Source organism: Streptomyces sp. NPDC028368, from assembly GCF_055565615.1.
In genome coordinates, this window is sequence record NZ_JBVHTY010000007.1 from 83,239 (window position 1) to 106,290 (window position 23,052).

Here is a 23,052-nt window from a genome sequence, read left to right on the forward strand (position 1 = left end):
GGGAGGGGTTCCGCTCGCCCACTCCCTCTCGTATGGTGGAAGAGTTCTTCCGAATTTTGTAGCTGGTTACCGTGTACCGGCTGGTAGGTGGGACGATCGGACAACGCGCTCCGGACCTGGGTAATCCCCCTTCCGGAGCCGCTTAGAGAGAAACCAGGGAAAGCAGAGGAAGTCGGCCATGGCAACGGCGCCTAGCGTCTCGTATTCGATGACGGTGCGACTGGAAGTTCCCGCGAGCGGCACCGCCGTCAGCCAGCTCACCACGGCCGTGGAGTCCTCCGGCGGGTCGGTCACCGGCCTCGACGTGACCGCATCCGGCCACGAAAAACTCCGGATCGACGTCACGATCGCCGCGACGTCCACCGCGCACGCCGACGAGATCGTCTCCAAGCTGCGCGGCATCGAGGGCGTCACCCTCGGCAAGGTCTCCGACCGTACGTTCCTGATGCACCTCGGCGGCAAGATCGAGATGTCGTCGAAGCACCCCATCCGCAACCGTGACGACCTGTCGATGATCTACACCCCCGGTGTGGCCCGGGTCTGCCAGGCGATCGCCGACAACCCCGAGGACGCCCGCCGCCTGACGATCAAGCGCAACAGCGTCGCGGTCGTCACGGACGGCTCCGCCGTCCTCGGCCTCGGCAACATCGGCCCCAAGGCCGCACTGCCCGTCATGGAGGGCAAGGCGGCCCTCTTCAAGCGCTTCGCGGGCATCGACGCCTGGCCGCTGTGCCTGGACACCCAGGACACCGACGCGATCGTCGAGATCGTCAAGGCCATCGCCCCCGGCTTCGCCGGCATCAACCTCGAGGACATCTCCGCGCCCCGCTGCTTCGAGATCGAGGCGCGCCTGCGCGAGGCCCTGGACATCCCCGTCTTCCACGACGACCAGCACGGCACCGCCATCGTGGTGCTCGCCGCGCTCACCAACGCGCTGCGCGTCGTCGGCAAGAAGATCGAGGACGTACGGGTCGTGATGTCCGGCGCGGGAGCCGCCGGTACCGCCATCCTCAAGCTGCTGATCGCGGCCGGCGTCCGGCACGCCGTCGTCGCCGACATCCACGGTGTGGTGCACGCGGGCCGCGCCGACCTGGTCGACGCCGACCCGGACTCGCCGCTGCGCTGGATCGCCGACAACACCAACCCCGAGGGCATCACCGGCACCCTCAAGGAGGCTGTGGTCGGCGCGGACGTCTTCATCGGCGTCTCCGCACCCAACGTCCTGGACGGCGACGATGTCGCCAAGATGGCCGAGGGCGCGATCGTGTTCGCACTCGCCAACCCCGACCCGGAGGTCGACCCGGCCATCGCCCGGCAGACCGCCGCCGTCGTGGCCACCGGCCGCTCCGACTTCCCCAACCAGATCAACAACGTTCTGGTCTTCCCGGGCGTCTTCCGCGGCCTCCTGGACGCCCACTCCCGTACGGTGAACACCGAGATGATGCTGGCCGCGGCCGGTGCCCTCGCCGATGTCGTCCTCGAGGACGAGGTCAACCCGAACTACATCATCCCCAGCGTCTTCAACGAGAAGGTCGCGGGCGCGGTGGCCGGTGCGGTACGGGACGCGGCGAAGGCCGCCGACCCCGATGTGACTGCCGCCACGGCGCTCTGAGTACGGCGCGTCGCATGACATGGCGTCCGTAAGGCCCCCATAGGCTGGCGGTCAGCAACGTCCGCCAGCCCACGGGGCCGGCCCCGGAGCGGCGTGGTACGGAACGTCCCCACCACGAGGCAGTGGGGCTTTCGTGTGACCCTCCAGGGTTCCGGATTGGCTTTAGTCCCGCAGGTAGGGGCAGGATGCGTAATCGGGCGCGAGGGTCTGGCAGCAGACCCGGGTCCGGGGACTGTCCGAGGGCCCTGGCAGCATCGGCTTCGATCTCACGCCTCAATGGCAAGAAGAACACGGGAGTACAAACATGAACCGCAGTGAGCTGGTGGCCGCTCTGGCCGATCGCGCCGAGGTGACCCGCAAGGACGCCGACGCCGTTCTGGCCGCCCTCGCCGAGGTGACCGGCGAGATCGTCGCCAAGGGCGACGAGAAGGTCACCATCCCCGGCTTCCTCACCTTCGAGCGCACCCACCGTGCCGCTCGCACCGCGCGCAACCCGCAGACCGGCGACCCGATCCAGATCCCGGCCGGCTACAGCGTGAAGGTCTCCGCGGGCTCCAAGCTCAAGGAAGCCGCCAAGGGTAAGTAAGACCCTCAGGCACACGGCGCCACGCCACCACGGCGTAAAGCCATAAAGGGCGGCCATCCCTTCGGGGGTGGCCGCCCTTTCGTTGCTGCACCGTTGGAGTGGCCTGCGGGTGGTCTCGGGATGGCCGCCCAGGGGCCCTGCGGCCGGTTCTACGGCGCTTCCTCAGCCCGCCGGGGTGAACGGGAAGTCCGCCAGGTCCACGTCCTCCAGAGAGGCGATCACGGCCGTACGCGGACCGGGCGCGATGCCCGGCACGGTCGGTACGGCCAGCAGCCGGCAGCCCGCGGCCAGGGCGGCGGCCGCGCCGGTGGGGGTGTCCTCGACGGCCAGGCAGTCGGCCGGATCGACACCGAGACCGGCCGCGGCGGCCAGATAGGGGTCCGGGTGCGGCTTGCCGCGTGGCGTCTCGCCGGAGGTCACCGACAGCGCGAAGCGGTGTGCGCCGAGGGTGCGCAGCACCAGATCGGCCACATGCCGCTCGGAGGCGGTGACCAGGGCGGCCGGTATGCCCAGCGCCCGCGCCCGGTCCAACAGCCGCAGGGCGCCCGGCTGGAGGGCGACGCCGGCCGCGACCCGGGCGGTGAAGTCCCGGTCCAGGCGGGCGGCGGTGTGCCGGACGCCGAGGGTGATGCCGTGCTCGCGCACCAGGCGCTCGGCGGCGTCGTCCACCGGGGCACCGGCGAACGCCGCCAGCACCTCGTCCCCGGCCGGCGCACCCTGCTCCCGCAGAAATCCGGCCACGGCCGCCAGCCACTGGTGCTCGGTGTCGACGAGGGTGCCGTCCATGTCGCACAGAAGGGCGGCGGGGAGCGCGGGAGCGGGAAGAGGGGACATCTGGGCTCGCTGCTCGGTCGGGGGGAGGGGGAGGGGACGGGGAGGGGACGGGGGAGGGGGAGCGGTTCGGTGGTCTCGGGAATATCGCCCGGCGCCCGCCGAGTTGTGGCCCCGCAGGGGGCGCTCGTATCCCCTACGGGATCTGTTCGCCCACCCCGTAGGGGCCCGGACCGGGCGTGATGAGGGGGCGTCAGTCGGCAGGAGTGCGGGCCAAGGGGTTGGCCTGGGTGGAGTTGCGTACGGTGAAGACGACCGCGCCGGGGCGGTAGCGGTCGTCCGACGTCTCGACCGGCCGGCCCTCGGCGGTGGTCGTGGTGCGCCGTACGCGCAGCAGCGGACTGCCCCGTCGCACCCGCAACTCCCGGGCGTCCACGGTGCCCGCCGCCAGCGCGTCCAGCTGGTGCTCGCCGTGCGCACAGACCAGGCCGCGGGAGTCCAGCAGCGCCTGGGTGACGGACTCGCAGTCGGCCGGCAGCTTCTCGACCGCGTCGGCGATCCAGCCCGCGTGGACCGTGCGTTCCAGCAGTACGGGCTCGCCGTCCAGGGTCCGTAGCCGCAGTACCCGCAGCACCTCCGTGCCCGGCGCCAGTTGCAGCAGGGCCGCCTCCTCGCCGTCGGCGCCGCCCCGGGCGCTCTGCAGGACCTGGCCGCCGGGGGTGCGGCCGCCGGCCCGTGCCCATCGGGCGAAGCTGCGCAGTTCGGTGAAGCTCTGGCCGGGGGCGGTGCTCAGCACGATGTGGCGGGCGCCCCGGCGGGAGCCGATCAGCCCTTCGGTGGTGAGCGCGGCCAGCGCCCGACGGACCGTGCCGCGCGAGACGCCGTGGGCGGCGGCCAGTTCACTCTCCGACGGCAGCGCGCTGCCCACCGGCCGGGTGCCGTCGGAGAGGGCGTGGCGCAGGTTCTCGGCGATCTGCTGGTGGCGTCGGGTCAACGGGGCTCCTTGCGGCGGCACATCCCTCACCTGTGTGCAGGCGCAGGCATTCACGCATGTGTGGGATATGCGTCTAGCCGCTCCGCGAAGCCCTTAAACCCCTTCCAGCGCAACGCTGATGACCTGTGGTTCTTTTGTCGCCCAGGGTTTGCGCGGGGTCCATCTTGCAGTGGGTCGGGCGGGGCTTGCCTGGTGGCGACTTGTCCGAACAAGGAGTGGACAGCCAAAGAACCAGGAGGACTTGAGGACCAGGAGGACCAGGAGGAACAGGAGGACTTGAGGAACAGGAGGACTTGAGGGAGCAGGACGGCCTCAAGGGCTGGGCACCCTCGCGGGCTTCGAAACCGCCGTCGGCGCCATGCAGCGGCTGCCCGGTCCGACGGAACCGGCAGCGGGCGCGGGGAGGGGCACGGAGGGGGCGCGGAGGGGGGAGCGGAAGCCGCGCCCCCCTCGCGTCCTCAGCCCTGCGTGCGCGCAGGTTCGGCGCGCAGGGCCCCGTTCGGGAGCTCCACGTGGGCGCCGAGTTCCACGAGCTTCTCCATGAAGTTCTCGTAGCCGCGGTTGATCAGGTCGATGCCGTGCACCCGGGACGTGCCCTGCGCCGCCAGTGCCGCGATCAGGTACGAGAAGCCGCCGCGCAGGTCGGGGATGACCAGGTCGGAGCCCTGCAGCTTGGTGGGTCCGGAGACGACCGCGGAGTGCAGGAAGTTGCGCTGGCCGAAGCGGCAGGCGGAGCCGCCCAGGCACTCGCGGTAGAGCTGGATGTGCGCGCCCATCTGGTTGAGCGCGGAGGTGAAGCCGAGCCGGGACTCGTAGACCGTCTCGTGGACGATCGACAGGCCCGAGGCCTGGGTCAGCGCGACGACCAGCGGCTGCTGCCAGTCGGTCTGGAAGCCGGGGTGGACGTCGGTCTCCAGGGCGATGGCGTTGAGCGAGCCGCCCGGGTGCCAGAAGCGGATGCCCTCGTCGTCGATCTCGAAGGCGCCGCCGACCCTGCGGAAGGTGTTCAGGAAGGTCATCATCGACCGCTGCTGCGCGCCGCGGACGTAGATGTTGCCCTCGGTGGCCAGCGCCGCGGACGCCCAGGAGGCGGCCTCCAGGCGGTCGGGGAGGGCGCGGTGGTTGTAGCCGTCGAGCTTGTCGACACCGGTGATCCGGATCGTCCGGTCGGTGTCCATGGAGATGATCGCGCCCATCTTCTGCAGAACGCAGATGAGGTCCTCGATCTCCGGCTCCACGGCGGCGTTCGACAGCTCGGTGACGCCCTCGGCCAGTACGGCGGTCAGCAGCACCTGCTCGGTCGAGCCGACCGACGGGTACGGCAGCCGGATCTTGGTGCCGCGCAGCCGCTGCGGAGCCTCCAGGTACTGCCCGTCGGCGCGCTTCTCGATCGTCGCGCCGAACTGGCGCAGCACGTCGAAGTGGAAGTCCACCGGGCGGCCGCCGATGTCGCAGCCGCCCAGGCCCGGGATGAAGGCGTGGCCGAGGCGGTGCAGCAGCGGGCCGCAGAACAGGATCGGGATCCGCGAGGAACCGGCGTGCGCGTCGATGTCCGCGACGTTGGCGCTCTCCACGTGCGACGGGTCGAGCACCAGCTCGCCCGGCTCGTCACCCGGGCGCACCGTGACGCCGTGCAGCTGCAGCAGCCCGCGGACGACGCGGACGTCGCGGATGTCGGGCACGTTGCGCAGCCGGCTCGGGCCGCTGCCCAGGAGGGCGGCGACCATGGCCTTCGGCACGAGGTTCTTCGCACCACGAACCCGGATCTCGCCCTCGAGCGGGGTGCCGCCGTGGACAAGCAGTACGTCGTCAGTAGAGACGGTCATGGATCTCGCGTTCCTGGAGACGGGCAGGGCCAAGCAGAAATGGTAAGGGCGGCGGAGGGCGTGTCCGTAGGGCTGTGCAGGCTTCAGGCATGTAATGGCTTTGTCACAACACGCTCCGCTACGATCCGCCTTTGATTCGTAATCGACTTTTGGCTGGAAATGCCGCTAAATGTCTTGAATGGGCTATCTGTCGTCCCGCTCGTGCGCCGGTGCTGCCGCCGTACGCCCTGCCCTGCTCTCGCACGGGTCGGGCGGTTGACTCCCCGCTCCGGGCCGAAGTGCGGGATCATGTGGCCATGACCGAGGTGTCCTCGCTCACAGGCCGGCTGCTTGTCGCCACCCCCGCGCTCGCCGACCCCAATTTCGACCGCGCGGTCGTGCTGCTCCTCGACCACGACGAGGAGGGCTCCCTCGGCGTTGTCCTGAACCGCCCGACACCGGTCGGCGTGGCGGACATCCTCGCACCCTGGGCCGAGCTCGCCGGTGAGCCGGGGGTGGTCTTCCAGGGCGGCCCGGTCTCGCTGGACTCGGCGCTCGGGGTGGCGGTGGTGCCCGGCGGGCTGTCCGGTGACGGCGGTGTCGCGTCCGCGCAGAGCGGCGCGCGGGCCGGCGGCGCCGATGCGGCGGACGGAGGCATGGCGGCGGATACGGACCAGGCGCCGCCCGGTGGTGAGCCGCTGGGCTGGCGCCGGGTGCACGGCGCGATCGGCCTGGTCGATCTGGAGGCCCCGCCGGAGCTGCTCGCGGCGGTGCTCGGCAGCCTGCGGATCTTCGCCGGATACGCGGGCTGGGGCCCCGGCCAGCTGGAGGACGAGCTGGTCGACGGCGCCTGGTACGTCGTCGAGTCCGAACCGGGCGATGTCTCCTCGCCCGATCCCGAGCAGCTGTGGCGCGCGGTGCTGCGCCGGCAGCGCAACGAGCTGGCCATGGTGGCCACGTATCCGGATGACCCCTCGCTGAACTGAGACCGCGATCTGCGCCGCTGACCTGCACCGATCCGCGTCGGTCGCGTTGTTACGGGTTCGTCATGGGGAATTGTCGGACCCCGTCGCTATGGTTCGGGATGCAGGGGACGACGGTGCGCGGGCGCGAGGCGCGGCCGCGCGGAGACGAACGGGGGAGCGCCATGCACAGGCCGAGCGTGCCCGATGACCTGGATCATCCGCAGCGGCTGTGGGCGAGGGCCGCGACGCTGTCCGTGGTGGCGGCGGCCATGGATGACGTGGACGACTTCTCCTGGGGCCCGTTGGGCCTGCAGTGCTGGAACGGCGGCGGCGCCTACTGGTGGCGGCTGAAGCTGTACGACGACGGCCGGGCGCTGCTGTGCGGCCAGGACTCGGACGGCAGCTGCACGCACAGCGGAAAGCAGCGGATCGACTTCCTGGCCGGGGCGCCGGAATGGCTGCCCTGGAAGCAGATGCGCCATGACGCCGAGGGCAATCTGTTCGGTTTCGTCTATTGGTGGCAGGACGGCGCCTGGGCCCGCGCGCCGTATCCCGACGCGATGCCCGACGACGGCCTGAAGATGGCCCTGAGCTGGGCGGGGACGGGTGACGCGGCGATCGGGCGGATCGTCGACGACCTGGTGGCGGTCGCGGAGACCGAGGTCGATCCGGCGGCGGAGGTCCGCGCGTTCATAGCCGCCGCCGAGGCCCGTACGGTCGGTGCGGCCGATGTCGCCGCGCTGCTGGACGCCGTCTGCGATCAGGATTCCTGGTACGTGGTGCGCCCGGAGGCCGCGCTGGCGTTCGCGACGGAGCTGGGCCTGACGGCCGGGGACCGCGACGGGGTGCCGGTGGCGTCGTAGCGTGCGGGCCGCGGGGCGCACGGCCGCTGCGCGAGGGCGAAGAAGCGCTCGGCCAGCGGATGGGCATCGCGGGCGGGCAGGGCCAGGTGTACGGGCACCGGCGGCGCGTTCTTCAGCCGCAGGTACCGGATCCCGGGGTGGGTGTGCCGCCGGGCCACCGGCTCCGGGGCCACGCCGATACCGTGCCCGGCGGCCACCGCCTCCAGCCACTCATCGAAGTTCCCCGCGGTGCAGGCGAGTTGGGGGCGCCCGGTCTCGGGCCACAGCTCGGGCCGGGTGCTGCCGGTGACGGTGTTGACCACCAGCGGCAGCTGAGCCAGCTCGGCCCAGTCCAGCACCCGGCGGTGGGCCACCTCGCGCACGGCAGCTGCTGATTCCGTCCGCAGGGGCGTACGCGACACGGCGGCGACCCGCGGCTCCTGGAGGAGCACCAGGGTGCGCAGCCCGGCGTCCTGGGGGACCTCGCCGCGCAGCACCGCGACATCCGACTCCCCGGTCTCCAGCCCGGCGAGCGGGGCGTCCCGGCGCACCAGCCGTACGCCCGCGCCGGTCGCGGCCTCGAAGTCCGCGGTGAGCGCGGTGCAGGCGGCGGGCAGCAGCGAGGTGAAGCCCAGCCGCAGGACCGCCGGCCCGGTGGACGAGCGCAGCGCGGCGGCCAGCCGGGGCAGCAGCGGGGCGAGGTCCGCGTAGAGCCGGCGCCCGGCGTCGGTGAGCTCGACGCGCCGGGTCGTACGGTCCAGCAGCCGGGCGCCCAGCGCGGTCTCCAGTGCGCGCACGGTCCGGGTCAGCGCGGGCTGGCCGATCCGGAGCCGGTCGGCGGCGTGGGTGAAGCTGCGTTCCTCGGCGACGGCGAGAAAGCCGCGCAGGTGGCGCAGTTCGACGCCGTCGAGAGGGCTGTCGAGAGGGTCACCGAGGGGGTTGCCCAGTTAGGAGTCGCTTCCGGATCCGCTTCCGTATCCGCTTCCGTATCCGCTTCCTGAGCCGTTTTCGCTGCCGTGGGGAGCACTGCCGTCATTCATGCCGCCCCAGCATAAGTGCACCCTGCCGGGCATTTCCCGGACCTTCCGGAGACTGCCTACGTTTCCCTCGTTCCGTTTCACCCGGGCACCGGGGTCCCATCGGGGATCCCCACCGCCCGGGACGATCAAGGGAGTTGAGCGCGGTGCGCAAGGTAGGGCTGCTGACGCTGGGGGCCTTCACCCTCGGCCTGGACGCCTATGTGATGGCCGGGCTGCTGCCGGTCCTCGCGGACGACATCGGCACCCGGGTCTCGCTGGCGGGCCAGCTGGTCACGGTCTTCACCCTGGCGTACGCGATCTCCGCGCCGCTGGTGGCGGGACTGCTCTCCGGCGTACGGCCCCGCGCGCTGATCCTGACCGCACTGGCGGTCTTCACGCTCGGCAACGCCGCCACCGCCCTCGCCCCCTCGCTGCAGGCCCTGCTGGCCGCCCGGCTGATCGCGGGCGCCGGGGCCGGTGTCTACTCGGCGCTGTCCACGGCGGCCGCCGCCGCGCTGGTGCCGGACGGGCGGCGCGGGCGGGCGCTGGCCCTGGTGATGGGCGGGATGAGCGCGGGCACCGTACTGGGCGTGCCGATCGGCGTACTGCTGGCCGAGCACACCGGCTGGCGCGCCACGATGTGGCTGGTGACGGGGCTGGGTGCGGTCGCGCTCGGCGGACTCGCGGCCTTCCTGCCGCCGGTGCCGGCCGCACCCGCGGTGCCGCTGCGCGCCCGGCTGACGGCCATCGCGGACCGCGCCGTGGCCCCCGTCGTCACGGTGTCCTTCCTGGCCGCGGTCGCCAGCCTCGGCCTGTACACCTACCTCGCGCCGGTGCTGGCCGCCGCGGGCGGCGTCGGCGAGGTGGCGCCGTATCTGTGGGCCTGGGGCGTCGGCGGGGTGCTGGGCAGCGTGCTGGCCGGGCCGCTGGTGGACCGTACGGGCCGGGTCCGGACGCTGGTCGGCGGGGTGCTGGTGGTGATCGTCGTGGCGCAGGCGCTGCTGCCCACGCTGGCCGGGGCTGCGCTGCCCGGTGCGGTGGCCGCGCTGGTGGCGTGGGGCGCGGCGGGCTGGGCGCTGCAGGTGCCGCAGCAGCACCGGCTGCTGGAGCTGCGCGCGGACCGCGGCACGGTCGCGCTCGCCCTGAACAATTCGGCGCTCTATCTGGGCAGCGCCGTCGGCTCGGCGCTCGGCGGACTGGCGCTGGCCGCCGGGACGGCCCCGACCGCGCTGCCGTGGGCGGCGGCCGGCGTGGCGGCCCTCGGACTTGTCGTCCATACGGTGACGGGCCGACGCTCCCGGGTTGCGGCGGGCGTGAGTACCCTTGGCAGTTATGAGCACTCTTGAGCCCGAGCGCGGGGCAGGTACGGGGACCCTCGTAGAGCCGACACCACAGGTGTCGCACGGCGACGGCGACCACGAGCGCTTCGCCCACTACGTCCAGAAGGACAAGATCATGGCGAGCGCGCTCGACGGCACGCCCGTCGTCGCGCTGTGCGGCAAGGTCTGGGTACCGGGGCGCGACCCCAAGAAGTACCCGGTCTGCCCGATGTGCAAGGAGATCTTCGAGTCCATGGGCGCCGGTGGCGACAAGGACAAGGGCGGCAAGGACGGCGGCAAGAAGTAGCCGGCCCCTCCCCGCGGTCCGCTGAGATGGCTCCGGTGTGCGTATCCGCGCATACCGGAGCCATCTGCGTATCCGTCATGGCAGGTTCGTCCTCATGACACGCAGCGCCATCACAGGCAGCGCCATCACACCCAGCGCCATGGCATTCGGCTCCAGGACGTACAGCGCACAGACGGATCTGGTGCCGGCGCCGCGGCGCCTGGACCGGATGCCGCCCGCGCAGGGGCTCTTCACCCTCGACCACGGGACGCCGCTGGATGCGCGGCCCGGCACCGAAGGCGTGGCCCGCTGGATGCGGTCCACGATCGGCGCGGCCACCGGGCTGCCGCTCGCGCCGGGTGACCGCGACGGCAGCCGCATCGTCCTCACCCTCGACCGGGAACTGGCGCCCGAGGCCTACCGCATCGCCATGGACGGCGCGGCGCTCCGTATCGACGGCGGCAGCGCGGCCGGAGTCTTCTGGGGCGCACAGACCTTCCGGCAGTTGCTCGGGCCCGAGGCGCTGCGCAGGGCCCCGGTCGTGAGGCGGGACGAGTGGTACGTACCGAGGGTCGTCGTCGAGGACGAACCGCGGTTCGCCTGGCGCGGCATGATGCTCGACGTCGCCCGGCACTTCCTGCCCAAGGACGGCGTGCTGCGCTACCTCGACCTGCTCGCCGCCCACAAGCTCAACGTCCTGCATCTGCACCTCACCGACGACCAGGGCTGGCGCCTCGAGATCCGCCGCTACCCGAAGCTGACCCAGGCCGGCGCCTGGCGCGAGCGCACCAAGCTCGGACACCGCGCCTCCCCCCTCTGGGACGACCGCCCGCACGGCGGCTTCTACACCCAGGACGACATCCGCGAGATCGTCGCCTACGCCGCCGAGCGGCATATCACCGTCGTCCCCGAGATCGATATCCCCGGGCACTCGCAGGCCGCCATCGCGGCATATCCCGAACTCGGCAACACCGACGTCATCGACACCACCTCCCTGAAGGTCTGGGACACCTGGGGCGTCAATCCCAACGTACTGGCGCCCACTGACAACACCCTGCGCTTCTACGAGCAGGTGCTGGCGGAGGTCCTCGAGCTCTTCCCCTCGCCGTTCGTGCACCTCGGCGGCGACGAGTGCCCCAAGGACCAGTGGAAGGCATCGGCCACCGCCCGCGCCCGGATGGCCGAACTGGGCCTGGACGGTGAGGACGCGCTGCAGAGCTGGTTCATCCGGCACTTCGACCGCTGGCTCGCCGGGCGCGGCAGACGGCTGATCGGGTGGGACGAAATCCTCGAGGGGGGCCTCGCGGAAGGTGCCGCCGTCGCCTCCTGGCGCGGCTACGCGGGCGGTATCGCCGCCGCCCGCGCCGGCCACGACGTCGTCATGTGCCCCGAGCAGCAGGTGTATCTGGACCACCGTCAGGATCCCTCCCCGCACGAGCCGGTGCCGATCGGCTTCGTGCGGACCCTGGAGGACGTCTACCGCTTCGAGCCCGTACCGCCGGAGCTGACGGACGAACAGGCCGCGCGCATCCTGGGCACCCAGGCCAATGTCTGGACCGAGGTCATGGAGAGCCGGCAGCGCCTCGACTACCAGGTCTTTCCGCGGCTCGCGGCGTTCGCCGAGGTCGCCTGGGCGCGGCTGCCGCGGCCCGCCGAGCGCGACTACCAGGACTTCACCCGCCGGATGGGCGCCCACTACGCCCGCCTCGACGCGCTCGGCGTCGACTACCGCCCGCCCGGTGGCCCCCACCCCTGGCAGCGGCGCCCCGGTGTGCTCGGACGCCCGATCGACGGGGCGCCCCCAAACGTGTGAGCCCGTGCGCAAGGAGGGCGCCCGCGCGGCCGGAGCCTGGGACGGTAGTTGCCCGGCACCGCCGTACGGGCGATGAGCGCCCACCAAGCGCGCACCGCTCGCCGCACTCCGCGCGATGCCCGCCGCACCCTTGACAACCGGCGGACGAATGCGGACCAGTACGCCGCATGGGGACGGAACGCCGCTTCGCGGACCCTGTCGCCGTGGGTCCGGGAAGATGTGCCAGAGTTGCCACGTCCGGGCCGTGAACACGTACCGTACGGCGGAGCGGAACAGCCGGGACACCGGGGAAGGGGCAGCTGGCTTGACCACCCACGCACCGCAGGCGTCACGAACGGTGACACTGCCGGCCTCGCTCGACGAGGCGGTGGCGGCGCTCACCGCCATGCCTGCCGCCGTTCCGGTCGCGGGCGGCACGGACCTCATGGCGGCCGTCAACGCCGGACTCCTCAGACCTGCAGCCCTGGTGGGCCTCGGCCGGATCAGCGAGATCCGCGGCTGGCAGTACCAGGACGGCCATGCGCTGCTCGGCGCCGGCCTCACCCTCGCCCGTATGGGGCGCCCCGACTTCGCCGCGCTGATCCCGGGCCTGGCCGCCGCCGCCCGCGCCGCCGGCCCCCCGCAGATCCGCAACGCCGGGACGCTCGGCGGCAATATCGTCACCTCCGCCCCCACCGGCGACACCCTGCCCGTGCTCGCCGCCCTCGAAGCCACCGTGATCATCGCCGGGCCCGGTGGTGCGCGCCGCGAGATCCCGGTCAGCCACCTCCTGGCGGGCCGCGAGATGCTGCACCCCGGTGAACTCGTCGGCTTCGTACGGGTGCCGCTGCTGCACGCCCCGCAGACCTTCCTCAAGGCCACCGGCCGTACGGGCCCCGGGCGGGCCACCGCCTCGGTGGCGCTGGTCCTGGACCCGGCCCGGCGCGGGGTGCGCTGCGCCGTGGGCGCGGTCGCCGCGATGCCGCTGCGCCCCCTGGAGGCCGAGCAGTGGGTGGCCTCGCTGATCGACTGGGACGGCGAACGCGGCCTGGTGCCCGAGGCCCTGACGGCCTTCGGCGACTACGTGGCAGCTGCATGTATTCCCGATCCGGCGCCGCCACAGGACCCGTCGCAGCCTGCGGCCCTGCCGCCCGCCGCGCTCCATCTGCGCCGTACGGTGGCAGCCCTGGCCCGCCGCGCACTGGGGAGGGCGCTCTCGTGAGCGAGCGCAGAATGGGGGTCGCCCCGGCCGGAGGCTGGGGGAGATCAATCAGGAGGTGCGCGCCTCGCGAGTGCGAGGCCGAGCGAAGCGAGGTCTCGGCATGAGCGACGACAACCACACCGCGCAGCCGCCGCACCCCGAACAGGGCTGGCAACCGCTCCCGCAGGGCGGCGAGTACGAGTCGGAGGCGACGGCCTTCGTCCAGCTCCCCGAGGGCTTCACCACCGGGGCCTACGGAGGCAGGCTGCCCGGCGGCTACGGCACGCCCGGCGCCGACCCGCTCGCCGCGCCCGGACACGGCTACACCCCGCCGTCCTCCTTCACCCAGCACGCCGCCACGCCGCCGGTCCCGGATGCGGGCACCGACCCGGCGTCGACCGGCCAGTGGACGATGCCGTTCGCGGACCCGCAGGCCGGATACGTCGACCCGTCCGCCGGATACCCGGCCCACTCGGGCCACTCCGGCCACCAGGAATCCGCCGCGATCTACCAGGGCCGCGCGCCCGAGGCGGCGCAGTCGTGGGCCGGCGACCGGGTGGACTGGCCGGTCGCGGGCAGCGCCGAGGCGACGGGCGCGGCCGGCGGATGGTCGGTCCCGGCCGCGGCGGACGACGGCCTGGAGGAGTCCGGCGAGTATCTGGTCGGCGACGACGGCCTGACGGGGTACCAGGGGCAGCCGGGCCACCCGGGCCACCCGGAGCCCGGTGGCACCGCCGGCTATCAGGGCGGCGGATACCAGGACACCTACGGCGGCGCCGAGGCCCCGGCGGACTCCGGCGGGACCGGCCGCACCGGGCACTGGAACTTCGCGGCCGGACTCGGCGCCACCGGTGGCGTGCAGGGGCACGGCGGGGCAGCGGCCGACGATCCGTTCAGCGCTGCCGCGGAGGATCCGTACGCGACGGGCGGCGGCCCGGCGGGCGGCGGTGCGCCGGCCGGCGACGATCCGTACGGCGCGGGCACGGGCCACGCGGACGCCCCGGCCGCCGGCGCGACCGGGCACTGGTCGCTGCCTGCCGATGCGCTGGCCCAGTGGCCGCCCGCTCAGCAGGAGGAGGCGCACCGGCCGGAGGAGGCGGCGCCGAGCATAGGTGCCGATCCCTGGGTGATCCCGGTGGCCGAGGGGGAACAGCCCGACCATTCCGGACAGTTCGCGGTCGGCCCAGGGGCCGGCGCGGGAGCCGGAGCCGGACCCGGGGATGCGTACGGGGCCTATGAGGCGTACGAGGAGCCCCGGGCGGCGGCCGGCGACGAGCACCGGGCCGCCGCAGCCGAGCGGGCGGCCGAGGAGGCCGGCGCGGGCGTGGCGGCGGAGCCGGAACCGGCGGCCGTCCCGGAGCGCGTCGGCGCGGCCGAGGGCGGCGCCCTGCCCGCCCCGTCACCCGCCGAGGTCCAGGACGCGCCCCATGAGGCGCCCCAGGACGTACCTCAGGCGGCCGGACCCGGCGAGCCGGCCGAGGCGACCGGTCCCACCGCGCCGGCCGCACACACCGGCGAGCTCACCGACCCCACCGACCGCACGGCCCTCCCCGGCCCCGCCGTCACTCCCGAACTCACCGAACTCACCGGCCACGCCCCCGACGAGCACGCCCCCGACGAGCACGCCCACGACGAGCACCCCGCCGCCTCCTACGTCCTGCGCGTCAACGGCACCGACCGGCCCGTCACGGACTCCTGGATCGGCGAGTCGCTGCTCTACGTGCTGCGCGAGCGCCTCGGCCTCGCCGGGGCCAAGGACGGCTGCTCGCAGGGCGAGTGCGGGGCCTGCTCCGTCCAGGTGGACGGGCGGCTCGTCGCGTCCTGTCTGGTGCCCGCGGCCACCGCGGCGGGCAGCGAGGTCCGTACGGTCGAGGGCCTGGCCCAGGACGGCGTGCCCTCCGACGTGCAGCAGGCGCTGGCCGCGTCCGGGGCCGTGCAGTGCGGCTTCTGCGTACCGGGCATGGCGATGACCGTGCACGACCTCCTGGAGGGCAATCACGCCCCCAGCGAGCTGGAGACCCGTAAGGCGCTGTGCGGCAACCTCTGCCGCTGCTCCGGATACCGGGGCGTGCTGGACGCCGTCGACGAGGTCGTCAAGGCCCGCGCGGATGCCGCCGCGCAGGCGCACGCCGCGGCGGACACCCCGCTGGACGCGTCGCAGACGCTCCGCATCCCCCACCAGGCCGGACCCTCCGACCCCACCGGCCACGCCCCGCACGACCAGGATTCCCCCGGCCACCACCCCCAGCAGGGGCCGGGCGCCGATCCGCAGACGGGAGGCGCCGCATGAGCGGTACGACAGACGGCGGCGCCGGAGCCGCCACCGCGACCCCCGCGGCGGGTGTGCCGATCCCGCCCGTGGAGCCGCCGCCGCACGGCCTGGGCGTTTCCCTGCCGCCCGCGGACGCGTCGGCCAAGACCGAGGGCACCTTCCCCTACGCCGCCGACCTGTGGGCGGAGGGGCTGCTGTGGGCCGCGGTACTGCGCTCCCCGCACCCGCGCGCGCGGATCCTGTCGATCGACACCAAGCACGCGGCAGAGATGCCGGGCGTCCACGTCGTCGTCACCCATGAGGACGTCCCCGGCGACGCGGGACACGGCCGGGGCACCCCCGACCGCCCGGTCTTCGCCAAGGACGAGGTCCGCCACCATGGCGAGCCGATCGCCGCGGTGGCCGCCGACCACCCCGATACCGCACGGCTGGCCGCCGCCGCCATCGCCGTCGAGTACGAGGTCCTGGACGCCGTCACCGACCCCCAACTGGCCTTCGAGGCCGAGCCGCTGCACCCCGACGGCAACCTCATCCGGCACATCCCGCTCCGCTTCGGTGACGCCGAGGCGGTCGGCGACGTGATGGTCGAAGGCCTCTACCGGATCGGCCGCCAGGACCCGGCGCCCATCGGCGCCGAGGCCGGGCTCGCGGTGCCGCGCCCCGATGGCGGCGTGGAGATCTACACCGCCTCCACCGACCCGCACACCGACCGCGATCTGGCCGCCGCCTCCTTCGGCCTCGACCCCGAGCGCGTCAAGGTGGTGGTGACCGGCGTCCCCGGTGCAACCGCCGACCGCGAGGACCCCGGCATCCAGCTCTCCCTCGGCTTGCTGGCGCTGCGTACGGGCTGCCCCGTCAAGCTCGCCGCCACCCGCGAGGAGTCCTTCCTCGCGCACGCCCACCGCCACCCCACGCTGCTGCGCTACCGCCACCACGCCGACACCGACGGCAAGCTGGTCAAGGTCGAGGCGCAGATCCTGATGGACGCCGGCGCCTACGCGGACACCTCCGCCGAGGCGCTGGCCGCCGCCGTCTCCTTCGCCTGCGGTCCCTACGTCGTCCCGCACGCCGTGATCGAGGGCTGGGCGGTACGCACCAACAACCCGCCGTCCGGCCATATGCGCGGCGAGGGCGCGATGCAGGTCTGCGCGGCCTACGAGGGCCAGATGGACAAGCTGGCCGCCCAGCTGGGCCTGGAGCCGGACGAGATCCGGATGCGCAATGTGATGGCCACCGGTGATCTGCTGCCCACCGGGCAGACCGTCACCTGCCCGGCCCCGGTCGCCGAACTCCTGAACGCCGTCAAGGAAGCGCCGCTGCCCGAGCTGCCCAAGGACGCCCCCGAGGCGGAATGGCTGCTGCCGGGCGGCCCCGAGGGCGCGGGCGAGCCGGGCGCGGTGCGCCGCGGCGTCGGCTATGCGCTGGGCATGGTGCACATGCTCGGCGCGGAGGGCACCGACGAGGTGTCCACCGCCACCGTCAAGGTCAGCGGCTCGGTCGCCACCGTCATCTGCGCGGCCGTCGAGACCGGTTCGGGGTTCTCCACCCTGGCGCGGCAGATCGTCCAGGAGACGCTTGGCGTCGACGAGGTGCATGTCGCCGGCGTCGACACCGACCAGCCCCCGGCCGGCCCCGCCTGCCATGGCCGGCACACCTGGGTCTCCGGCGGCGCCGTCGAACGCGCCGCCAAGATGGTCCGTACGCAGCTCCTGCAGCCGCTGGCCCACAAGTTCGGGATGTCCACCGAGCTGCTCACCATCACCGACGGCAAGATCACCTCGTACGACGGGGTGCTCAGCACGACCGTCGCGGAGGCGCTGGACGGCAAGGAACTGTGGGCCACCGCCCAGTGCCGGCCGCACCCCACCGAGCCGCTGGACGAGGGCGGGCAGGGCGACGCGTTCGTCGGCCTGGCCTTCTGCGCCATCCGCTGCGTCGCCGACGTCGACATCGAGCTGGGCACGGTCCGGGTCGTGGAGATGACCGTGGCGCAGGACGTCGGCCGGGTGCTCAACCCGCGCCAGCTGCGGGCCCGGATCGAGGCCGGTGTCACACAGGGCCTGGGCGCCGCGCTGATGGAGAACCTGCGCACCACCCGCGGCCAGGTCCGCCACCCCGACCTGACCGGCTACGCACTGCCGACCGCGCTCGACGCCCCGGACATCCGCATCGTCAAACTCGTCGAGGAACGCGACGTGGTCGCCCCCTTCGGCGCCAAGCCCGCCAGCGCCGTCCCGGTCGTCACCTCCCCGGCGGCCGTCGCCTCCGCGGTCCGCGCCGCCACCGGCCGCCCCATCGGGCGCCTCCCGATCCGCCCGCAGGCGGCGGTGGCACAGGCCGTGCAGATGTAGCGCGGCTGGGCGGATGTAGCGCCCCGGTTGTTTTTTCCCCGCCGCCCACCCCCCTTCGGGGGGTGGGCGGGTGTATGAGCCCGGGTGTACCAGGCCGGGTGTACGAGCCCATGGGTGTACGAGCCCGGGTGTCGCCGCGAACTGGCCCCGCACCCCCACCCGACCCCCACCCACCCCCACCCGACCCCACGCTCACGCTCCGTCACGCCATTGTCAGTGCCGTCACTTACAGTAATTCTCGGTGGCGGATACGGCGTCGGACGCGTGGGGGGCGGGCAGATCGCATGGGGTCAAACGGCTTACAGGGCAAGGCAATTGGAGGATCCTGGGGCGGCCGGAGTGAGAGGTGGCCGGTCGCGAGGGGCGCGGGGATCACGGGGCCGAAGGGGAGCGGGATGCCTCAGGAGTGGGCGGGGGAGTCGGGGCGGGACCGAGCGGTGGAGCGGTACGTCCAGGAGCTGCTGGTACGGCGGCCGGGCGGCCGGGCGGAGTTGCCCGCCACGCTGCTGCTCGGGCCGCGGGGCAGCGGGAAGACCACGGTGCTGCGGCATCTGGAGGACTGGGCCCGGCGGGTGCCGGTGGCACGGCTCGATCTGGCGGCGTTGGGGCAGGAGGGCGGTAAGCCGATCGATGTGCTGGCGGCGCTGGTCTTTCAGCTCAATGAGAAGAAGCGCGATTTCGCGCGGTTGCGGTTCCCGGCGTTCGGGCTGCTGACCATTGCGGTGGCGGCCCGGATGGAGGCGGCGGACCGGGACGCCGCCGTACGCCAGATGGAAGCGGCCCTGGTCGGGCCGCCCGGCAGCCGTACGGAAGTCATCAACCAGCTGGCGCAGTACGCCGCCACGGTCCTGGGCGCGCCCGCCGCGGTGACCGCCGCGCTGCCGCTGCTGCCGGAATGGCGGCGCCACTGGGTGCGGCTGCGGATCCGCTGGCGGCTGGCCCGAATCCAGCGGCGCGCCCGCGGCGGCTCCGTGGACGGCTTTCTGATCAACCTCAACCAGCGATACGGCGACCGCGAGGAGGCCGAGCGCCAGCGGGCCGAGGCGGTGCTCTTCGACGCCTTCCTGGACGACCTGCGGCGGGCGTACGGCTCGCGCGGCGGCGACAAGCGGCGCACGACGCACTGCCTGGTGCTGCTGGACAACGTCGACAGTCCCCTGGGCAACGCCTTCCTGAAGACTCTGCTGGACGCCCGCAGGAAGGCGGAGACGCCCGATCCGCTGCTGGTGCTCGCCACCGCGGGGAGCTATCCGGCGGCGCTGGAGGGCTTCGCCTTCGGCGGCCCCCGGCGGCCGGGGGTGCTGCCCGGCCGGTGGCCGGCGGACGAGGAGACGTTCGTTCCCGAGCGGGTCGTCAAGGGCCTGGTCGTGGGCCGGCTGCGCGATCTGGCGCGGCATGAGGTCGAGCAGCAGGCCGAGGAGGTGCTGCGGTCGGCCGGCCGCCGGGTGGCGCCGCCGGCGGCCGGCAACGGCGTGCAGTGGCTGGGCTGGGTGGTGCACGAACTCACCCGTGGCCACCCGGCGGGCACCACCCAGCTGCTGGATGCCCTTCTGGAGTGCGATGCGGACGCCGACTGGGAAGCGCGGCTGCGACAGGTTCTGCAGCCGTCCTCGGACCTGGTCGACGCGCTGCTGGAGCGGCTGTTGCCGATGGACACCAGCGGCGAGCTGGCGCAGGTGCTGGCCCGTGCGTCGGCCGCCGTCGACCTGGCCCAGGCGCAGGCCGGACGCGCCCTGTGGGACGAGTCCGGCGCCCGCCTCCAGGAGGAGTACAACGACTTCTGCACGGACGTGCTGCGCACCATGCACCTCGACAGCGGCGACGAGGAGTCCGACGGCCGTACCGAAACGCCGCACCCACTGCTGCGCCTGCTGTTGCTGCGCCGCCTCGCCGCGGACCCGGCGCCCGACTCCGCCCGCGGCTGGAGCGCCGTGCACGCCGCGCTGCGGGAGCGGGCGACCGCGGCCGGTGAGCCGGGTGCCGCGGCCTATCACGCCCTCGCGGGCGGCGATCTGGCCGCCGCGGCCGCCTACCTGGACGACGCCTTCGAGCGGATCAGCCCCGAGGAGTGGTGCGCCGAGCTGTGCCGGCTGCGCCGCGCCCCGCTCGCCGCGGCCGGCGACGCCCTCGACCGGCCGCTGTGGGAGCGCTACGAACGGCTGGTGGACCACCTCAACGACGGCGCGGTCGACCAGCGGTTGCGGACCATCACCCGGCTGCTCGCCGCCGTCTGGATCGGCCCGGAGCCGCCCGACGACCCCCGCACGGACCGGGTCGGCGACCCGTACCGCGATCCGCTCGGCGATCCGGGCGCCGAGCTCTACGGCGAGATACAGGCCCGCTTCCACACCCTCGCGGTGCACGCCGACGGCGTGCCCTGGACGACTGCGCTGCTGCGCAAGGCCAAGCAGTACGGGAAGGAGCCATGGCTGTGAGCGAGCGGATCTTCGAACCGCCCAGACCGCCGCGGCGCTGGGGACTGTGGACGGGCTCGGCGCTCACCGTGCTGGCGCTGCTGGCCGCCGTCACCGTGTGGGGCATCGGCACGCTCGGCAGCTGCGGCGACGGCGTCCTGCACGCGGACGGCGGGGAGTGCGTGGGCGTCACGGACGGCTCGTACGCCTTCGAGAACATGCGCGGCCTGAGCGACAAGATCCGCACCGAGAACGACCGGGTCGCGAAGTCCGGCGATCCATCGGTCGCGATCGCCTATATCGAGGCCATGGCGGGCGGCTCCGAGGACCGTGGCCCGGAGGCCACCCGGCAGGCCGTCAGCGGCGCCTACGTCGCCCAGCGCGCACTGAACGCCGAGCGTTCCACGCTGCCCAAGATCCGGCTGCTGCTCGCCAACACCGGCCGCGGTGACCGCCGGTGGAGCCAGGTCGTCGACCAGCTGATCGCCATGAAGGACAAGGAGCATCTCGTCGCGGTGGCAGGTTTCGGGCAGAGCAACGCACGTACGGCGGGCGCGGTCAGGCGGCTGCGCGGCGCCGGGCTGCCGATGGTCGGGGTGACCGTCGCCGCCGATGGCCTCAGCTCCCCTCTGGCCGGGTTCTACCGTGTCTCCTTCCCCAACCGGGACCAGACCGCGGCCGCCGCCCGCTATCTCAAGGAGCAGCAGGACAAGCACCCCGGCTACCGCGTCCAGGTGATCCGGGACGGCAATGAGTCGGACGACTACAACACCTCCCTCTACAAGGACTTCTTCGCCGCGAAGGAGCGCGTGGGGCTGACCGTGAACGACGAGATCATCCCGTTCCGCTCCGGCGAAGGCGAGCAGGCGACAGTGGGCAATGCGCTGTCCCTGGTCGCCGACAAGGTCTGCGGCGCCACCAGGCCGCCGGACGCGGTCTACTTCGACGGCCGGGGCCGGGAGCTGCGCCGGTTCATCGAAGCGGCGGGCGAAGGCGGCCGGCAGTGCCCCACGACCGTGCTCTCCGGATCCAGCGCGTTCGGCGTCTACTTCGACACCGGAGGCAAGCGGCACCGCGACGAACTGGCCCGGCTCGCCAAGCAGTGGAAGGACAGCCGGCTGAAGGTCTACTACACCGCATTCACCCACCCCGAGATACCCAAGACGGTCTACGGCGGCGCCGACCGCGGCCCGTACGCCGGTTTCGTACGCGCCTACGGCGAAGAGGTCGGCGGCCCCACCGAGGACCTGGCCAGCGGCCAGGCGATGCTGGGCCACGACGCCGCGTACACCATCGGCAAGGCCGCCCGGAACGCCGTGAACGTCTACGGCACCCGGCGGGTCACCGCCCGCATGGTCCTGGCCATGCTGGAACAGACCAACGGCAAGGCCCGGGTCCGCGGCGTCAGCGGCTACATAGCTTTCGACCCCGACACGGGCGAGCCGTCGGACCGGCCGATGGCGCTGGTGGAACTGCTGCGCCCGACGGACGCGGGAGAGATGCGGGACACCTACCGGTTCGTGACGGCCCTCAGGGCGGACAGACCCAAGCCCTGAGAGACACCTGTCCCCGGCCCGCCGAAGAATCCGACGGACGTCATGAAAGATCGAGGTTAATCGCTGCTGCCGCCCCGGTAACAACGATTCGAAGGCGCCCCGCCCTTGCGCAGAAGCTGCCTCTTGGAAACCCGATGGCATAAAATTCAATCCGGGTTTCAAATGGTTCCTGTAGCACTGAACGCTCCAGCAGGGATGGGATGGCGTGCCTTTTGGGTGAGGCAATTCTGCCTACATCGCCATCGGTTGATTTAGCTCTTGATTTCCTGAAGTTGAAGATTGACTCTTGGTCTATGTTCTGCGTGGGGTCGCTGATACCCGATTGTGTTAAGTATTCAGTGGTGCGGCTCCAGATCAGGTGCCGGAAGCGTCGGGCCGACCGCCGTTTCGGGCGCGGGCCCGTTCTCTGTAGGCCCTGTGGCCTGCACTGGGGAACCGTCATCGGCAGGAAGTGGAGGAGCTGCTGCCGCCGTAGCTGCCGGAACGAGTGCGGCACAAGTAGCGAAAAGCAAAGGCGCCTCCCCGCAGGCGGCGAGGGCGCAGGGCCTAGCGGCGACACAGTCCAAGGCGGCAAGCCTCGGCCTGTCGCAGACCGTGATAAACCAAGTCACTACTCAGACGAACGCCACTCTGAATCAGATTATCAATTCGCCTGGTTCGAGCATTGGGGTAACGGGCAACACAACAACTACGGGCCAGCCGTCTGGCACTACGGGTGAGCCGCCCACTAAGCCTACTAAGCCCGGTGAGCCCACTAAACCCGCTGAGCTCGCTGCACCCACCACGCCCAACACGCCCAACACCCCGGGCACCGCAACCACTACACCCACCACACCCAACACGCCCAACACGCCCAACACCACGTCCAAGTGAAGAGGGACATCGGGTCCTGCCCGAGCGTCCGCGTTGAGGGTGGCGGCCGGAGGCAAGGCGCTTGCCGCTCTCCGCTCGGCGACGACACAAGTTCGTAAGCGGGGCGGAAGTTGGGCGCCACCTCGGCGCCGGACGCTGAGCCGCTGCCATTCCGAGACGTAAACCGAGACGAACGGCAATGGGCCGGTCCCCCTTCGGGAAGACCGGCCCATCGGTCGCTCCTGGAAGGAGCCATGGAGGCCGTGGCGGGATTCGAACCCACGTAACTCGCTTTGCAGGCGAGCCCCTGAACCACTCGGGCACACGGCCGGGTTGAGATGCGGTGCTGTCCTGACTCGGTGTTGTCCTGACTCTAAGGCGCGGGGTGGGGGCCGGGGCAAGGGTGCCCGGCGGG

General features: G+C 72.6%; 16 protein-coding genes and 1 tRNA gene. 12 read left to right on the forward strand and 5 right to left on the reverse strand.

Annotation, left to right across the window (positions count from 1 at the left end):
* Window positions 1–178 precede the first annotated feature (178 nt).
* A complete protein-coding gene (locus ACZ4S3_RS17790; RefSeq protein WP_467934463.1) occupies window positions 179–1,612 on the forward strand; it encodes an NAD-dependent malic enzyme in 1,434 nt (477 codons plus the stop codon).
* A 304-nt stretch (window positions 1,613–1,916) separates the two neighbouring features.
* Window positions 1,917–2,198, forward strand: coding sequence for an HU family DNA-binding protein (locus tag ACZ4S3_RS17795; RefSeq protein WP_030069353.1), 282 nt, complete (start codon window positions 1,917–1,919; stop codon window positions 2,196–2,198).
* A 162-nt stretch (window positions 2,199–2,360) separates the two neighbouring features.
* Here ACZ4S3_RS17795 and ACZ4S3_RS17800 read toward each other — a convergent pair whose 3' ends face one another.
* From ACZ4S3_RS17800 to murA, 3 genes are all read right to left on the reverse strand, one after another.
* On the reverse strand, window positions 2,361–3,032 hold the full coding sequence (locus ACZ4S3_RS17800; protein ID WP_467934468.1) for an HAD family hydrolase: 672 nt from the start codon (window positions 3,030–3,032) through the stop codon (window positions 2,361–2,363).
* Window positions 3,033–3,222: 190 nt separating this feature from the next.
* The gene (locus ACZ4S3_RS17805; RefSeq protein ID WP_467934470.1) at window positions 3,223–3,963 is read right to left on the reverse strand and encodes a GntR family transcriptional regulator; all 741 of its coding nucleotides are present in this window, start codon (window positions 3,961–3,963) and stop codon (window positions 3,223–3,225) included.
* Between the two features lie 458 nt (window positions 3,964–4,421).
* Window positions 4,422–5,789, reverse strand: coding sequence for a UDP-N-acetylglucosamine 1-carboxyvinyltransferase (gene murA, locus ACZ4S3_RS17810; RefSeq protein ID WP_467934474.1), 1,368 nt, complete (start codon window positions 5,787–5,789; stop codon window positions 4,422–4,424).
* Between the two features lie 296 nt (window positions 5,790–6,085).
* Between murA and ACZ4S3_RS17815 the strand changes: the two genes are divergently transcribed.
* Both ACZ4S3_RS17815 and ACZ4S3_RS17820 read left to right on the forward strand, forming a co-directional pair.
* Entirely contained in the window at window positions 6,086–6,754 is a 669-nt protein-coding gene (locus ACZ4S3_RS17815; protein WP_467934477.1) for a YqgE/AlgH family protein, read from the forward strand.
* Between the two features lie 161 nt (window positions 6,755–6,915).
* Window positions 6,916–7,596, forward strand: coding sequence for a hypothetical protein (locus ACZ4S3_RS17820; RefSeq protein WP_467934481.1), 681 nt, complete (start codon window positions 6,916–6,918; stop codon window positions 7,594–7,596).
* Here ACZ4S3_RS17820 and ACZ4S3_RS17825 read toward each other — a convergent pair.
* Window positions 7,494–8,522, reverse strand: coding sequence for a LysR family transcriptional regulator (locus ACZ4S3_RS17825; RefSeq protein ID WP_467935543.1), 1,029 nt, complete (start codon window positions 8,520–8,522; stop codon window positions 7,494–7,496). The two genes, ACZ4S3_RS17820 and ACZ4S3_RS17825, sit on opposite strands and share 103 nt — an antisense overlap.
* Before the next feature lie 236 nt (window positions 8,523–8,758).
* On the opposite strand from ACZ4S3_RS17825, the gene ACZ4S3_RS17830 reads away from it, so the two are divergent.
* The 8 genes from ACZ4S3_RS17830 (at window position 8,759) to ACZ4S3_RS17865 (ending at window position 21,785) form a co-directional block, all read left to right on the forward strand.
* Window positions 8,759–9,940 (forward strand): MFS transporter, encoded by a 1,182-nt coding sequence (locus tag ACZ4S3_RS17830; RefSeq protein WP_467934484.1) that lies wholly within the window; start codon window positions 8,759–8,761, stop codon window positions 9,938–9,940.
* The gene (locus tag ACZ4S3_RS17835) at window positions 9,927–10,220 is read left to right on the forward strand and encodes a DUF3039 domain-containing protein (protein WP_026169910.1); all 294 of its coding nucleotides are present in this window, start codon (window positions 9,927–9,929) and stop codon (window positions 10,218–10,220) included. Before ACZ4S3_RS17830 ends, ACZ4S3_RS17835 begins: the two co-directional genes overlap by 14 nt.
* Before the next feature lie 139 nt (window positions 10,221–10,359).
* Window positions 10,360–12,012, forward strand: coding sequence for a beta-N-acetylhexosaminidase (locus ACZ4S3_RS17840; RefSeq protein ID WP_467935546.1), 1,653 nt, complete (start codon window positions 10,360–10,362; stop codon window positions 12,010–12,012).
* Between the two features lie 304 nt (window positions 12,013–12,316).
* The gene (locus ACZ4S3_RS17845; protein ID WP_467934488.1) at window positions 12,317–13,213 is read left to right on the forward strand and encodes an FAD binding domain-containing protein; all 897 of its coding nucleotides are present in this window, start codon (window positions 12,317–12,319) and stop codon (window positions 13,211–13,213) included.
* Window positions 13,214–13,313: 100 nt separating this feature from the next.
* Window positions 13,314–15,482: a 2Fe-2S iron-sulfur cluster-binding protein gene (locus tag ACZ4S3_RS17850; RefSeq protein WP_467934491.1), complete on the forward strand. Its 2,169-nt coding sequence runs from the start codon at window positions 13,314–13,316 to the stop codon at window positions 15,480–15,482.
* Complete coding sequence (locus ACZ4S3_RS17855; RefSeq protein WP_467934495.1) at window positions 15,479–17,815, forward strand: xanthine dehydrogenase family protein molybdopterin-binding subunit; 2,337 nt, start codon at window positions 15,479–15,481, stop codon at window positions 17,813–17,815. Before ACZ4S3_RS17850 ends, ACZ4S3_RS17855 begins: the two co-directional genes overlap by 4 nt.
* A gap of 395 nt (window positions 17,816–18,210) precedes the next feature.
* Entirely contained in the window at window positions 18,211–20,250 is a 2,040-nt protein-coding gene (locus ACZ4S3_RS17860; RefSeq protein WP_467934499.1) for an ATP-binding protein, read from the forward strand.
* Window positions 20,241–21,785, forward strand: a complete 1,545-nt coding sequence (locus ACZ4S3_RS17865) for a type 1 periplasmic-binding domain-containing protein (RefSeq protein WP_467934503.1) — start codon at window positions 20,241–20,243, stop codon at window positions 21,783–21,785. The genes ACZ4S3_RS17860 and ACZ4S3_RS17865 overlap by 10 nt, the downstream gene beginning before the upstream one ends.
* A gap of 1,107 nt (window positions 21,786–22,892) precedes the next feature.
* Here the strand turns inward: ACZ4S3_RS17865 and ACZ4S3_RS17870 are convergent.
* Window positions 22,893–22,967 (reverse strand) — tRNA-Cys (locus ACZ4S3_RS17870).
* Window positions 22,968–23,052: the final 85 nt, after the last annotated feature.

Excerpts from the sequence above, each read along its gene's own strand:
- ACZ4S3_RS17795 (WP_030069353.1), top strand. The coding sequence starts at position 1,917 with ATGAACCGCAGTGAGCTGGTGGCCGCTCTGGCCGATCGCGCCGAGGTG.
- ACZ4S3_RS17865 (WP_467934503.1), top strand. The coding sequence starts at position 20,241 with ATGGCTGTGAGCGAGCGGATCTTCGAACCGCCCAGACCGCCGCGGCGC.
- ACZ4S3_RS17800 (WP_467934468.1), bottom strand. The coding sequence starts at position 3,032 with ATGTCCCCTCTTCCCGCTCCCGCGCTCCCCGCCGCCCTTCTGTGCGAC.
- murA (WP_467934474.1), bottom strand. The coding sequence starts at position 5,789 with ATGACCGTCTCTACTGACGACGTACTGCTTGTCCACGGCGGCACCCCG.
- ACZ4S3_RS17835 (WP_026169910.1), top strand. The coding sequence starts at position 9,927 with ATGAGCACTCTTGAGCCCGAGCGCGGGGCAGGTACGGGGACCCTCGTA.
- ACZ4S3_RS17840 (WP_467935546.1), top strand. The coding sequence starts at position 10,360 with ATGGCATTCGGCTCCAGGACGTACAGCGCACAGACGGATCTGGTGCCG.
- ACZ4S3_RS17850 (WP_467934491.1), top strand. The coding sequence starts at position 13,314 with ATGAGCGACGACAACCACACCGCGCAGCCGCCGCACCCCGAACAGGGC.
- ACZ4S3_RS17790 (WP_467934463.1), top strand. The coding sequence starts at position 179 with ATGGCAACGGCGCCTAGCGTCTCGTATTCGATGACGGTGCGACTGGAA.
- ACZ4S3_RS17860 (WP_467934499.1), top strand. The coding sequence starts at position 18,211 with ATGCCTCAGGAGTGGGCGGGGGAGTCGGGGCGGGACCGAGCGGTGGAG.
- ACZ4S3_RS17820 (WP_467934481.1), top strand. The coding sequence starts at position 6,916 with ATGCACAGGCCGAGCGTGCCCGATGACCTGGATCATCCGCAGCGGCTG.
- ACZ4S3_RS17855 (WP_467934495.1), top strand. The coding sequence starts at position 15,479 with ATGAGCGGTACGACAGACGGCGGCGCCGGAGCCGCCACCGCGACCCCC.
- ACZ4S3_RS17815 (WP_467934477.1), top strand. The coding sequence starts at position 6,086 with ATGACCGAGGTGTCCTCGCTCACAGGCCGGCTGCTTGTCGCCACCCCC.